The organism is Brevibacterium sp. NPDC056726 (genome assembly GCF_042790515.1).
Lineage (GTDB): Bacteria > Actinomycetota > Actinomycetes > Actinomycetales > Brevibacteriaceae > Brevibacterium > Brevibacterium sanguinis.
Genome location: NZ_JBHTYZ010000001.1, coordinates 355,103 through 369,080 on the forward strand (window position 1 = coordinate 355,103; position 13,978 = coordinate 369,080).

Genomic DNA, 13,978 nt, shown 5'->3' on the forward strand with positions numbered 1-13,978 from the left:
CTAGCCAAAGAACTCGCTGAGGATTCGGCGGACCTCATGGCGGCCGCGCCACAGGATCGATCCGGCGGGCAGGACCTCGAGGCGTGAACCGGGGACGGCGGCGGCGATCTCCTCGGCGATGAAGACGGGGTGAGCGGGGTCGTCCTCATGGGTGAGGACGAGCACCTCGCCCGCGAACTCGCGCAGCCGGGTGAGTCCGGCATCGAACTCGGCGGGGTCGCCGACGCCGGCGGCGGCGATCTCGAGGGCGAGACCGAGCCCGTCGGACATGTCGGTGTGGACGAGGTTCTCCGCCTTCGCCCGCGTCCACGCGCGGGCCGGGACGAGGTCGGCCACCTCGGCGGGTTCGCGGGTGAGCATGAGCTCGGTGATGCCGTCGACGTCACCGGCGGCGACGAGATCGCGCAGGGACTCGAGGTACGCGGTGTGGGCGTGAGCCACCTCGGCGGGGAAGCCGGCGAACGATGCGGGCAGGACGAGGGCTACCTTCTCCAGCTGGGCGGCGGCCGGGTGCCCGGTGCTCAGCAGCCGGAGGAGACCGCCGGCGGACATCGAGACGCCGAGGGCCCGCGTCGCGGAGGTCGCGGTGAGAGCGTCGGCGAGCGCCTCGGCGATGAGGCCGTAGTCCCACCCGGGACCGGGCGAGGGTCGGCCGCCGTGTCCGAAGAGGTGGAGGAAGTGCTTCGTTCCCGTGATGCCGGTGCCGAACGGGCGGGTGTCGCGGATCGCGCCGGCGAATCCGTGGCTGAAGAGGGTGTGAGGCTCGCCGGTGCCGAACGTCGAGATGTACCCGGTCTCGGGACCGGGGAGGTTGGCGTCGCTCATGCGCGGGTCAGGCGTTCCGGTTCCGCGGGTCGACGGCCTTGATCTTCGGGCGCACGTCGGTGAGGTAGACGATCGCGCCGACGAGGGCGAGGAGGTTGAGGAAGATGATGCTCTGGCCCAGCGGCGGCAGGGCGATGAGGGCGAGCGCGAGGCCGACCCCGAGGAGGATCACCCAGAACTTCTTGCTCTGCTTGTCCACGGCGCGGTAGTTCTCATCCTTGTACCGGAGCGCATCGACGAACGCCCACAGCTGGACGCCGAACGCGGCGACCGTGAGGGCGAGAAAGACGAGGCGCTGAAAGTCAGCAATGAGTTCCATGCCCACCAGGGTAGCAACCGCCGGTGGCGACGGCATCGGGGCAACTCACAGGATGCCCGAGACCCGCAGACCTGCGCACACGCCCATGGCGAGGACGACGCAGACGAGCATCGGCACCCGCAGGATCGCGGCGAGCACACCGACGCCGACGCCGATGAGGCGTGCCGGGTCGGCAAGCTCGCGGCCGTCGAAGATCGCCGTCGTCGCGAAGACGGCGCCGATGAGGACGACGGTGGCCCGGTCCATCCACTTCGTCACCCGGGAGGTCGGCGCGTCGGGGACGACGTCCGCGCCGGTGGCGGCCGGGTCGTTCGCCGAGGTGGTTGTGCCGTGGGTGGTTGTGCCGTGGGTGGTTGTGTTCGGGGTGGATGTGCTCGCCGAGGTGGTTGTGCCCGGGGTGGATGTGTTCGGGGTGGTCGCGTTCGCCGAGGTGGTTGTGCCCGGGGTGGTTGCGCTCGCCGAGGTGGAGGCGTGGTCGGCGCCGACCGCGACGAGGGCGCGCCGCTTGCCGCGGGTGGCCAGGGCCGCCCCGACCTTGACCCCGGCGAAGCGCATGACGTACGTGCCGATGCTCAGGGCGGCGAGCGCGATGAGGAAGGTCGTCGCGGTCATCGGGTGGCCTCGCTTTCGGGTGCAGTCGTAGTCGGGGCGCCAGGCAGGTCATTACCCTCCCTTTTCCTCATCCTCTTCCCCGTCCCCGTCGTCGTCCTCCGCGAGCGGCCTGCGCGGCGCACCAGCCAGCCGAGCGCGACGACGGCGAACACCGACAGGGAGGTCACCGCGCCGAGGCCGAGCGGCAGAATCGGCGTGAGCAGCACAGCGACGATGATGCCCGCCAAGGTGAGGCAGAGCGTCTTCCGGTTCTTCAGGTCGCCGCGGATGAGGCAGAAGAGGATGATCGGGAACGCGGCGTCGAGTCCGAGCATGTCCGCGTCGATGACGCTGCCGAGCCATTGGCCGACGACAGCACCGGAGGGCCACATCAGCGCGATCGCCGCCCCCATGAGAAGGAAGGCGTGCCAGCGCTGGCGGTCGCCGATTCCGGTCCGAGCGACCGCGGTCGATTCGTCGTTGATCCAGTGGGCGGCGATGAGCGCCCGCCAGTCCTGCGGGAAGAAGGGACCGACGGCCATGCCGAACGCGAAGTTCCGCGAGTTGACGAGGAGACCGGCGAGCACGGCGAGCACCGGGGCGCCGCCGGCGGCGATGACGCCGACGAAGGTGAATTCGGCCGCCCCGCCGAGGGCGAAGGCCGCGAGCAGCAACGTCTGCCACCACGCGAATCCTGCGGTCGCCGAGATCGCACCGTAGGACAGGGCGACGGCGACGATCGTCACCGTGATGATCGCGACGGCGCGGTAGGTCGACGCCGGAAGCACGCGATCGATCGTGCGGAATGGTGAACTCATGTTCACCATAGTGCACACTCGCTTGAGTGTTCGTCAACCCGAACGAGGAACCGCTCTGGTGAACACCACGGTAGGATGGTGGCATGAGTGCAGCTTCGAACGATTCGTCTCTCACCGACCGTGCCGACGACTCATCCCCCGGCGAGGTCGTCCCGGAGGACTCGCGGACGCCGCGGGCCCAGGTCGCTGCGGCGGTGCGGCGCGAACGCCAGCGCGCCGGCCTCTCCCTCTCGGAGGTCGCGCGCCGCGCCGGCATCGGCAAGTCGACGATGTCCGGCCTCGAGGCGGGTACCGCCAACCCGAGCCTCGAGACGATGTGGGCCCTGGCCGCCGCCCTCGACATCCCGCTCTCCCGGCTGCTCGATCCCCCGCAGCACGAGGTCGCCCTCCACCATGTCCGCGACATGCCGAGCCTGCCCTCGACGAGCGCGAACTACGTCGCGACTCTGCTCTCGACGTCCCCGCCGACCGCGCGGCGCGACATCTACTTCATCGCGGCCGAACCGGGCGAGTCACGCAACTCCCACCCGCATCCGGCGGGCACGATCGAGCACGTCATCGTCGGTCGCGGGGCGGCACGGATCGAGGCGCTCGGGCAGTCGTACGAACTCGTCGCCGGCGACTATCTCGTCCATCCCGGCGATCAGCCGCACACGTTCACCGCGCTCGAACCCGGCACGAACTGCATCTTCGTCATCGAGAGCTGACTGACGCTGTCGTCGAGAGCCGACGACCGCCTCGGCGAACTCTGACGCCGTCCTCATCGAGAACTGACGGGACGCGTCACTCCACGGGCGGGCCGTCGGCGTTGTCCTCGGCGAGAGAGGGCAGCCGGTCGTGGGCGGCGTCGTTCGTCAGGCCGGCCGCCTGGAGGAGATCGGCGGCCACGGGCCGCAGGAGCAGGACGAGGGATTCGTCGTGGATGTCCCAGCTCTTCTCCGCCCGCGGATCGAGTTCGCCTGCGGCCTCGGACAGGGCCACCTCGGCGAGGGAGCGGTCGGTGCCCCGACGCAGCGCGATCTCGAGCTTCTTCGCCCCGTCGGCGAGGGATTCGACGTAGTCGGCGATGATCGGCTTCTTCACCCCGAGCTCGGTGATGCCGACGACCCTGCGCGCGATGACGCGGATCGTGCGCATCGCCCGGTCGGAGTAGGTGTGGGCTCGGGAGAGTCGGGTCACCTCGGCGGCATGGCGGCGGCCGCGCGCATTGATCTTCGCGGCCTCCTTCGACACCTGGAGCGATGACCCCCACGAATCGATGATGTCCTGGGTCTCGCGGGCCCGGGTGAGCGCCCGCATCGCGAGTTCGGTGTCGGCCTCCCGCAGCGCCCGCGACATCATCGTCAGCACACTGCTCACCTCGTCGAGAAGGTTCGCCGCGAGCGCCCGCGGGACCTTGCGGGCGTCGCGGGGCATGATGAGGGCGAGGATGATCGCGAAGAGCGAGCCGACGAGGGCGTCGAGGGTGCGCGGGAACGGCAGGGTCGTCGCGGTCGCGGGAACGACGACGACGTAGACGGACTGGACGGCGATCTGCGTGATGAAGATGCCGCCGGAGTTGAGGACCGTGCCGATGACGAGACCGATGATCAGGGTGAGGGCGAGCTGCCAGATGCCGGAGCCGTAGATGTTGACGAGCACCTCGCCGACGAGCACCCCGAAGGTCGCGCCGAAGCCGATCTCGAGCGACCGGCGCAGGCGGCGGTCGGCGACGGGGCCGATGCCCACGGCCGCAGCGACGGCGGCGAGGAACGGGTAGGGATGGCCGAGGACGTAGACGCAGAACGCGTACGCGGCGGTCGCGGCGATGGGGATCTGGATGAGCTGTCCGAAGTTCGCGCCGACGCGTTTGAATCCCATGCGCAGACGGTGGGCGATGATGTTGCCCCCGCGCTTGGCCAGCCCGCTGACCTCGACTTTCGCCATGCTTTCCGACCCCCTCCCGCGCTCGTTGTACTCAGATTACCGGAATTGTGACATGCTAATGTCGGTGCGCCGAGGAGGCTGAAGAATGACGACGAACCTGACCCGAGACGAAGCGCAGAGCCGATCTCATCTGCTCAAGGTCAAGACTTACACCGTACATCTCGATGTGAGCAATGCCGAGTCCGATGCTGATACATTCCTCTCCCGCACCGTCGTCGAGTTCAAGGCTCGCGCCGACGCCCAGACCTTCATCGACCTCATCGCCGACTCCGTCTCCCTCGTCGAGATCAATGGGGAGGACCTCTCCCCCGCCGAGGTGTTCGACGGCGCCCGCATCACGTTTCCCGTCCGTGAGGGGAAGAACACGCTGACTGTCGAGGCGAAGGCGCGGTATTCGACCTCGGGTGAGGGCCTGCACCGGTTCACCGACGCCGCCGACGGCAAGGTCTACCTCTACTCACAGTTCGAACCGACCGATGCCCGGCGGGTGTTCGCGAACTTCGACCAGCCCGATCTCAAGGCGAAGTTCGTCTTCAGCGTCACCGCACCCGAGGCGTTCCAGGTGCTGTCGAATCAGGCCGAGACGAGCCGTGAGGCCACCGGCGACGATGCCGTGACCCATTACTTCGCGCCGACGCTCAAGCAGTCGAGCTACATCACGTGCATCACCGCGGGCCCCTATGAGGGGGCGACGGACACGTGGACGGACCCGGTGACGAAGGAGACGGTCGACCTCGGCGTGTGGACGCGAGCCTCCCTCGTCGATCATCTCGATGCCTCCGACATCCTCGGGATCACGAAGGCCGGTCTCGACTTCTTCAGCGCCGAGTTCGACTACCCCTACCCGTGGGGCAAGTACGATCAGATCTTCGTTCCGGAATACAACCTCGGCGCGATGGAGAATCCCGGCCTCGTCACCTTCACGGACGCGATGATCTTCCGCGACAAGGTCACCGATGCGATGTACGAGTCGCGCGCCAATGTCATCCTCCACGAGATGGCGCACATGTGGTTCGGCGATCTCGTGACGATGAAGTGGTGGGACGACCTGTGGCTCAAGGAGTCGTTCGCCGATTACATGGGCGGGCTGGCGCTCGCCGAGGCGACGCGGTTCACCGACGGCTGGGTGACGTTCGCGCTGCGCCGCAAGGCGTGGGCGTACATGCAGGATCTCTACCCGACGACGCATCCGATCGTCGCCGACATCCCCGATGTCGAGGCGGCGAAGCTCAACTTCGACGGCATCACGTACGCCAAGGGCGCCTCGGTGCTCAAGCAGCTCGTCGCTTACGTCGGGCGGGAGGCGTTCTTCGCCGGGTCCCGGCTCTACTTCAAGCGCTTCGCGTTCGGGAACACGGAGTTGGCGGACTTCCTCGAATGCCTCGCCGAGGCGGCTCCGGAGCGGGACATCGCCGGCTGGGCGGACGCGTGGCTGGGGACCTCGGGGGTCTCGGAGCTCTCGCTCGCCCTGACGACGGGGGACGACAGTGGGTCGACCGGCGACGCTGGGTCAGCTGCCGCTGCTGGGTCGGCTGGGAACGCTGGGTCAGCTGGCGGTGCCGGGTCGGCTGGCGGTGCCGGGTCGGCTGGCGCTGCCGGGTCGGCTGGCGCTGCCGGGTCGGCTGGCGCTGCCGGATCGTCGCAGGATGGTGCTTCCGGACGGAGCGCCGCGTCGTCGCGGGGCGCCGGGGCCGCCCGCGATGCTGCCCGGGCGAGCATCACGGGAGCGCGGATCTCGCAGTCGGATTCGGCGGAGGGTGCGAAGCTGCTGCGGCCGCACACTCTCGAGATCGCGACCCTCGGTCGGGCCGGGCGCGACATCGTGCCGCTCGATTCCGTGGTCTTCGACTTCGCTGAGGAGTCCGCCGAGGTGGAGCAGCTCATCGGTCGCACGCGCGGTGACATCGCCCTCCTCAACTACGGCGACCACGACTATGCACGGGTGCGCCTCGACGAGGCGTCGACGGAGACGGCGGTGACCGCGGTGTCGCGGATCAAGGATCCGCTGTCGCGGGCGCTTGTGTGGTCGGCTCTCGACAATGCGGTGCGCGACGGGCTGCTGCCGGTGCAGAGGTATCTCACGGCGTATGCGCGTAGCCTCGGCAAGGAGAGCAATCCGGGCATCATGGCCGGTCTGAGTCAGACGGCCCTGCTCTGCCTCGATCAGTGGGTGGCCGAACGCAATTTCGAGACGGCGATCTCCGGGCTCCTCGGAGCGGCGCTCGATGCGCTCGCGACGGCGAAGTCGGGGTCGGATGCGCAGCTGCATCTCGCGAATCTCGTCCTCTCGCTGACTGCACGCACGGCGCGCTGCATCGAGGCCAATCCGTCGATCGCCATGGGTCGCGCGTTCGCCACACAGGTGCTCGCGGTGCCGGTTGGCGAGGAGATCGACCGGATGAGCCCCGAGGTCGCCGAGGAGGCGGCATCGGAGGCGCAGCCCGCGGCTGAGGCCGATGCCGCGTCCGGTGCGAGTGCTACGTCCGATGTCAGTGCCGCGTCCGATGTCAGTGCCGCGTCCGACGCCAGTGCTGACGGCTCCCGCGTCGACCGCGCGGCGGCAGCCGGCAAGGGTGCGGACTCGGGCTCGGCCACTGCCTCGCGACGGACCTCTGCACGGGCTGGGGCGAGCGGTCCCGCGGAGCATGCGGCTGCCTCGCTGCCGTTCCGGGGGCTCATCAACGATCACGCCCTGCGGTGGAACGCGCTCACCGCTCTCGTCAGCCTCGGGTGGGCGGACCAGACGGACATCGCCCGGGAGACCCACCTCGACCAGAGCTCCTCGGGTCGACTGCGCGCCGAGACCGCGAGTGCGGCTCTGCCTCTGCCGATCGTCAAGATGCGCGCATGGGAGGCGATCCTCGATGCGGCCCAGCTGAGCAACGATGTGCTCTCGGCGATCATCTCCGGATTCGTCGCCCCTTCTGCGCTGCCGATCACCGAGGTCTACGTCGACGAGTATTTCGAGCGGCTGCGCGGGTTCTGGGCGGACAATTCGATCGAGATCGCGCGGCGGCTCGTGCTCGGGCTCTACCCGCGGTGGTCGGATGACGAAGAGGGCGTCGTCGAGCGGACCGACGCGTGGCTCGAGGAGAACGCCGATGCGCCGGCGGCCCTGCGGCGCCTGCTCATCGAGCGCCGGGACGACCTGGCCCGGGCGATCTTCCTCAAGTCCCGCCAGACCTCGCGGCACTGAGCTCACAGTCGAGCGGCCAGACCGGCCCGGTGCGGTGATGCGCACCTCTCCTGCTCCGCGACGGCCGACGAGGGCCGCGACTCAGCCGTCGATGGTTTCCCACGATGAAGAGGACTGCCCCTTGAACGGGAATGAGAGAATCGATTGATGGATTACTCGCGTGCACGTGAATCCTTGGTCCGGTGGGCGCAGGGTCGCACCGACGTTCGGGCACTCGTGCTGACGGGATCAGCCGCCGCTCACGAGGCCCACCCGCTCTCCGACCGGGATATCGAGGTGTTCACGACGGACATCGACGCGCTCCTGACAGACGAGTCATGGTGGAGCGACCTCGGCGATGTGCTCGTCGTCGAACGGCTCGAAGACGGTGACGGCAACCCCACACGCCTGATCTACTACGCGGGCGGCAAGATCGACTTCACCGTGCTTCCCGCAGATCGCCTAGCAGGTCGAAGCTACACCCGACCGTTCTGTGTACTCCTCGACAAGGACGACAGCGCTGCAACCGCCTCACTGGACGCGTCCTCCACTGCGCCGCCCACGCCCGCGGACTTCGAGGAGTCGATGAACTGGGCGTGGGCGGCGGCTCTGATGCAGGCAAAAGCCATCGTGCGCGACGAGCCCTGGTCAGCGAAACTGCGCGACCAGGACCTGAAAGGCGAACTGCTGCGGATGATCGAATGGGATCACCTCGCCCGGCACGGTCCGGGACTCGACACCCGATACCTGGGCACTCGGATGCGGCAGTGGATGGACACCGATGTCCAGCAAGCGCTCGAACACTGCTGGGGCAGTCTTGACGGTGACGACGCGACACGCGCACTTGTCGCGACCACCGCGCTGTACCGCACCCTCGCCGAACGCACCGCGTCCTCGCTCGACCTCCCGCACTTCGATCACGAGCGAGTCGACGATGAAGTACACGCCATCCTCGGTCTCCGCACTCGTTGAACTGCGCGAGCTGAACAGTACGAGCATCCTCGTGCCCCGCCGCACGTCGGACGACTGAGGTTCGCCGAAACCGACCACTGAGGATGTGACGGGCCGTGCAGTCGTGCGTCTGTGGAAGTGACCTGTCCTCCACCGGGAATGTCAGTGAACCTGACCTTCGCACGGAGCGAAGGCCAGGTCCTTTCTCACAGCCACAGCACCTCTCCGCGGGGAACCCACCGTGGCGATCTCGGTCAGCGGAGCACGTTCACGGTGATCCACCTCGGCGGACTAGCACTCCCATCGAATGCCGGAAGCCGGCCGCAGGATGACTGCGGCCGGCTTCAGCGCGGGAACGAACGGATGCGCATCAGATGATGCGGCGGGCTCCGGAGAACTCGTTGCCCTTGTCCCAGTCCTTCCAGTCGACGACGTAGACCGTCTTCGAGGCATTGGGCGAGTGGATCATCTTGCCGTCGCCGATGTACATGCCGACGTGGTGGACGGTGCCCGAGCTCGTTGAGAAGAAGAGCAGGTCGCCGGCTTTGAGGTCCTTCGACGACACTTCCTTGCCGACCTTCGCCTGGTCGCCGGAGTCGCGCGGGATGCCGATGCCGTGGGCGCGGTAGATGCTGTAGGTGAAGCCTGAGCAGTCGAAGCCGTAGGCGGAGACACCGGCCCACAGGTAGCGGAGGCCGTCGAACTGCTTCGCGGTCTCGACGAGGTCGTCGCCGGAGGGCTTGGCGGGCTTGTCGCCTGCCTCGTAGACGGCGACGTCGTTGACGTCGATCCACGCTGCGCCGCCGCCGGGCAGTGCCACGCGCACGTCCTCGACGTCCTGGGCGATGAGGGGAAGCTCGACGTTGAAGCTCGGGTCGGCTCCCGTGTCCTTCGTGAACTCGATGCCTTCGAGTTCGGCCGTCTTCGCGGTGACGACAGCACGCGGCTGGTCCTTCTTCAGGGAGCCGAAGCGGTCGTTCTCGACGAGCTGCTTCGTCGGCAGCCAGCCGGGGTAGCCCTTGTCGTCCTTCGGGGTGGACTGGTCGTTGACGGCGACCTTCGCCCAGTCGCCCTTGATGTCGAGGACGGTGACGGGCGAGCCGTAGACGGCCTGGGTCTCGGTCTTGCCGGTCAGACCACGGCGCACCTCGGTGTCCTTGAGGTTGTCGTTCCATTTGTCGAGGTCGACGGGCTTGCCGAGCGCCGGTTCGTCGACCTTGCGCGGGGAGGACGTGTCCTTCCACAGCGTGGCAACTGTGACGTCGACGTAGGCGGTCTCGCCCTTCTCGATCTTGCCGTCGGTGATGGGTTCGAGTTCCTGCCCGGGCACGACGGAGGCCGCCATGGTGGACGAGGAGTTCGTCGAAGTCAGATTGCTCGAGATGGCAGGAGCGCCGGCACTGAGCACGAGCCCGAGTCCGAGCGCCGCCGAAACAGCGATTATGGTACGCATTGATTCTCTTTCGGTCTGCGGGAACGACCCGAGGTCGCACCCGCGCGGGGGAAGCCGCCGAATGTTCATTTCTCTGCGTTCCGTCACCCCGCGCACCGACCTGTCTCGGTCGATTCTCAGGGCATCGAAACGATGCACGCAGACGATTCTACTGTCTGACCCGGATATTGTCTCGGGTCAGACGGTGAACAGTCCGTTTCTCGGACTGCCTCTCACCGTTGGAGTCCACCGTTGGAGCTCACCGTTGGGGCTCGCAGCTCAGGCTCACAGCTCGGGGCTCACCGCAGGATCTCACCGGCGAGCAGCTCGAGGGTCTGGATCCGTGCGGCATCCTCGCGCAGGCCCTCGCCGTCCATGGCGCCGGCCACGGGCTGGAGCATGACCTCATCGACTTCGAAGCGGGCGGCAAGCTCCTCGATCTGGGTCGTCGCCGACTGCGGGTCGCCGATGATCCAGTTCTTCGACAGCTCTTCGGCGACCATGCGCTCCTGATCGGTCATCACCGACCGCACGTCATCGCCGGCCAGTCGCAGCGGTCCCATCGCCCCACCGGTGCGCAGCCGAGCCATCTGCAGCATGAAGGGCTCGGATCGCAGCCGGGCCTCCTCCTCGGTGGGTGAGACGACGGCGTTGACGGTGACGAAGGTGCGCGGCTCATCGCCGTAGGCGCCAGGCGTGAAGTTGTCACGGTAGATCTTCATGCCCGTCGTCGCGCCGGCGGCGAAGTGGTTGGCGAAGACGTAGGGCATGCCGAGTTCCGCGGCGAGACGCGCCGAGTACCCCGAGGATCCGAGCAGCCACGGCAGCACCTGGGTGCCCGGGACGGGTGCGGGAGTCGCGCGCAGCGTGTGTTCGCGTCCGCCGTGCAGCGGGATGCGCACACCTTCGGCGGTCATCAGGGCCAGGGTGTCGATGACGTGCTGGGGGAACTGCTCGACGGGGTCGATCGTCTGACCGTTCCGGTCGACCATCCGTCCTTCGCCGAGGTGGCCCCGCATCGCCGCCGAGGTGATCGGATCCGTGCCCGGTGCCCGTCCGATGCCCAGGTCGATGCGGTCTCCATAGATCGCTGCGAGGAGGGAGAAGAGTTCGGCGACGGCGAGTGGGGCGTGGTTGGGCAGCATCACTCCACCCGAGCCCAGCCGGATGCGTTCGGTGCCCTGGCCGAGGTACATGAGTTCGGCTCCGGGCATCGTCGAGGCGATCGACGGCATGTTGTGGTGTTCGGCGACCCAGTAGCGGGTGTATCCGAGTGCATCGGCGGCGCGGACGAGTTCGTGGGACGCGGCGAAAGCGTCCGAGGTGGTCTGCCCGACGCGGACGGGCACGAGATCGAGAAGGGAAAGCTCCATGTTCAGGCCAACAGTCGCCTTGACGCGATCATTCCATGACCTGGCTCACACACGGCGCTGACCAGGATCAATTGCCTGTCCAAGATCGATCGCCTGACCAGGATCGATTGCCTGTCCGGGGGTCCCCTGTCCACGGGGCATCTGCCCAAGAGGCGCCTGTCCGAGGTATGTCTGTCCGAGGGGCGTCTGTCCGAGGTGAGGGCGCACTCGTCCCCTCATGCCGTGGCGGCACTGCTAGCCGAAGAGTGTGTCTGCGATGTCGTCGGCGATGAAGCGGGTGTGGAGGATCGGCCGTCGCGCAGGGTCGATGGTCGCCGGAGGCACCCAGGCGGCCCTGCCGTCGAAGAGCATGATCGTCTCCCAGTCGGTTCGGTCGATGAGGTGGTGGTGATAGCTGCACGCGAGGGTGAGGTTGTTGATGTTGGTCTTGCCGCCCTCGGAGAACGGCACGATATGGTGTGCTTCGCACCAGCCCGGCGGAGTCTCGCAGCCGGGGAACGTGCAGCCTCTGTCTCGTGCGGCGAGAATCGCCAGTTGGTTCTTGTTCGCGTACCGGTTCTCGGTCTCGACGCTCACCGTGCGGCCCTTCTCGCTCATGAGGTGGAAGAAGACGGTCCCGTTGAGCCCTTCGCGGACAGCGGTGTCGATGGGGAAGCTCTCGGCGGCCCCGGTTGTCGCACGACCGCTTCCTTCGGCGATGTCCTCGGCCTTTGCGGTGACGACGAGCGCGAACGGGGCACCTGCTCCGACGTGATCCATTTCGATGCGGCCGATGATCGTCGCGAACCGCTCGTAGATGCGGTTGCGCACGGATGGCTGCGCTCCGGCCATGGGCACAGCGATGCCGTCGTCGCGCATTCCATACCCCGCAGGGACATCTGCGGCGCGCGAACTCTGGGCCGCCGCGACGGGAAGCTGCTGCGGAGTCGGATCGACGGCGTCGTAACGGTCGCCGCAGAGCACTTCGGAGAACAGGTGGACGACGTCGTCCGCCGCATCGTCGGCGCTCGGATCGCTGTTGCCGCTCGCCTTATCGCAGCCGCTTGCCCCACCGCCGTGACCTGCTTCGTCATCGCCGCTCGAGTCCACAGCGCCATCGGCGGCCTGCATGCCCGTGCCCGGCTCCACGTCCTCGGCTGTCTGAGTGCCGTCGGCGCACGAGTCGGCGCCGCTCTCGGACTCGGACTGCATGCGTGAGGTGAGCAGTCCGTGCATAATTCCACCGACCACGGCGTCCAAGCGACCTTTGAGATCCCAGGTTCCGTCCTTGCGGGCGCGCAGATGGACGGCGAAGTCCTCTCGCGGCGTGTCGTCCTTGGGCAGCTCGCCATCGGGATCAAGCCATTTGAGGATCTCGTCGAAGAGGATCCTGATGTCTTTGACGTGCACGGCCGGCGCCTTGTCGACGAGGATGCTCTCCGCCTCGAGTCGCTGGGCCTCGGTGACCGAGCGCGGAAGCTCTCCGATGAAACGGGTGATCAGACCCGCCTGCACCGTCGACAGCCGTCCGGAGCGCAATCCCTCAGCGATCGCCGGATTGACGGGTTCGAGCGATTCCCCGGACGTGGTCACCCGCTTGCCCAGGTTGTCGGCCAGATCGAGGCGTCGTGACGCTTCTCGCGAGGACACCCCGCACCGATCCCGCACGAGGTCTCTCGTCGACTTCGCGCCGTAGTCCCGTGGAGCACCGACCCGCTGGAACACGGAGAGGGTGACGACCGAGAGCGCCTCGGCGAGGCGGTTGATCGTCTCGATGCCGTCGAGCATCGCGATCGCCTCATCGGGACCCATCGGTCGCGCGAAGCACTCCAATTCGTCGACGAGCGTGCGCAGATTCTCGATGCTTCCGGTCATCTCCGGCGCGAGCGACGAGAGATCGGCCCACGCTTCGTCGTTGAGCAGGGGGTGGACCGCCGAGACGGTCGACTGCGCATCGTCGGCAACATCAGTGCCGACATTCTCGGGGTCGGACGCCGCCGGCTCATCGGGAAACGGATCGCGGGGTTCGGCCGGTGGTCCGGACACCCTGTCGTGCATGGTCCGGTCGGAGATCGAGCTGGCGAAGCCCAACCCGACTTCCCCGTCGCCGGGAGCGGGCCCCAGTTTGCCGAGGACATCACGCTGCCGCTCGATGAGATCGTTCTGCCGATGGGCGGCCGATTCGTCCCAGTCTGAGCACTCCGCAGGGATCCACCACGCGTCGGGGCCGACCGCGGTATCGGGAGCATCGCCGCTCGACCGCCGCCTGTCGAGCTTCCGCTGACGACTGCCGTTCGGAACCCGGCTTCCGGCCGCACGCGAGCGGCACGACATCCGCTTGCGGCGTGCGCTCCGTTGATCGCGACTGCGATCCGGGGTGAGGGTCATGTCCTCGAGGTCCGTCCGTCGTCTTGTGGTTCCTGTGTGATCTATCTTACATCCGAAGATGAGACATGTGAAGAGTGATGTACGAATTATTTAGATAATTTTCTTGAGTTTGAATTCATTGCCTCAGCGATTTTCTCGCGCCTCTCACCTCGGTAGATCGCCGAGAACAGGGCAGTTATTGCAGTTATAGCAAACGCGATT

The 13,978-nt window shown here is 67.4% G+C and carries 11 protein-coding genes; 3 read left to right on the forward strand and 8 right to left on the reverse strand.

Annotated features, from left to right (window positions below):
* Genes ACFQ91_RS01635 through ACFQ91_RS01650 form a run of 4 tightly spaced genes read right to left on the reverse strand, consistent with a single transcriptional unit; the run spans position 1 to position 2,553 of the window.
* Complete coding sequence (locus tag ACFQ91_RS01635) at positions 1–825, reverse strand: alpha/beta fold hydrolase (protein ID WP_376872077.1); 825 nt, start codon at positions 823–825, stop codon at positions 1–3.
* A gap of 7 nt (positions 826–832) precedes the next feature.
* On the reverse strand, positions 833–1,144 hold the full coding sequence (locus ACFQ91_RS01640; RefSeq protein WP_137825690.1) for a DUF2516 family protein: 312 nt from the start codon (positions 1,142–1,144) through the stop codon (positions 833–835).
* 45 nt (positions 1,145–1,189) lie between these two features.
* Positions 1,190–1,756, reverse strand: a complete 567-nt coding sequence (locus ACFQ91_RS01645) for an AzlD domain-containing protein (RefSeq protein ID WP_376872073.1) — start codon at positions 1,754–1,756, stop codon at positions 1,190–1,192.
* Complete coding sequence (locus ACFQ91_RS01650) at positions 1,753–2,553, reverse strand: AzlC family ABC transporter permease (protein WP_376872070.1); 801 nt, start codon at positions 2,551–2,553, stop codon at positions 1,753–1,755. The genes ACFQ91_RS01645 and ACFQ91_RS01650 overlap by 4 nt, the downstream gene beginning before the upstream one ends.
* An 83-nt stretch (positions 2,554–2,636) precedes the next feature.
* Between ACFQ91_RS01650 and ACFQ91_RS01655 the strand changes: the two genes are divergently transcribed.
* On the forward strand, positions 2,637–3,260 hold the full coding sequence (locus tag ACFQ91_RS01655; RefSeq protein ID WP_376872067.1) for a helix-turn-helix domain-containing protein: 624 nt from the start codon (positions 2,637–2,639) through the stop codon (positions 3,258–3,260).
* A gap of 76 nt (positions 3,261–3,336) precedes the next feature.
* Here ACFQ91_RS01655 and ACFQ91_RS01660 read toward each other — a convergent pair whose 3' ends face one another.
* Positions 3,337–4,479: an aromatic acid exporter family protein gene (locus ACFQ91_RS01660; RefSeq protein WP_376872064.1), complete on the reverse strand. Its 1,143-nt coding sequence runs from the start codon at positions 4,477–4,479 to the stop codon at positions 3,337–3,339.
* Between the two features lie 85 nt (positions 4,480–4,564).
* Between ACFQ91_RS01660 and pepN the strand changes: the two genes are divergently transcribed.
* On the forward strand, positions 4,565–7,675 hold the full coding sequence (gene pepN, locus ACFQ91_RS01665) for an aminopeptidase N (protein WP_376872061.1): 3,111 nt from the start codon (positions 4,565–4,567) through the stop codon (positions 7,673–7,675).
* 147 nt (positions 7,676–7,822) lie between these two features.
* Positions 7,823–8,626 (forward strand): aminoglycoside 6-adenylyltransferase, encoded by an 804-nt coding sequence (locus ACFQ91_RS01670; RefSeq protein WP_376872108.1) that lies wholly within the window; start codon positions 7,823–7,825, stop codon positions 8,624–8,626.
* A gap of 349 nt (positions 8,627–8,975) precedes the next feature.
* On the opposite strand, the gene ACFQ91_RS01675 is transcribed toward ACFQ91_RS01670, so the two are convergent.
* The 3 genes from ACFQ91_RS01675 to ACFQ91_RS01685 form a co-directional block, all read right to left on the reverse strand.
* A complete protein-coding gene (locus ACFQ91_RS01675) occupies positions 8,976–10,058 on the reverse strand; it encodes an NlpC/P60 family protein (protein WP_376872058.1) in 1,083 nt (360 codons plus the stop codon).
* Positions 10,059–10,336: 278 nt separating this feature from the next.
* On the reverse strand, positions 10,337–11,410 hold the full coding sequence (locus tag ACFQ91_RS01680) for an LLM class flavin-dependent oxidoreductase (RefSeq protein ID WP_211978780.1): 1,074 nt from the start codon (positions 11,408–11,410) through the stop codon (positions 10,337–10,339).
* Positions 11,411–11,644: 234 nt separating this feature from the next.
* On the reverse strand, positions 11,645–13,777 hold the full coding sequence (locus ACFQ91_RS01685) for a DUF222 domain-containing protein (protein ID WP_376872054.1): 2,133 nt from the start codon (positions 13,775–13,777) through the stop codon (positions 11,645–11,647).
* Positions 13,778–13,978: the final 201 nt, after the last annotated feature.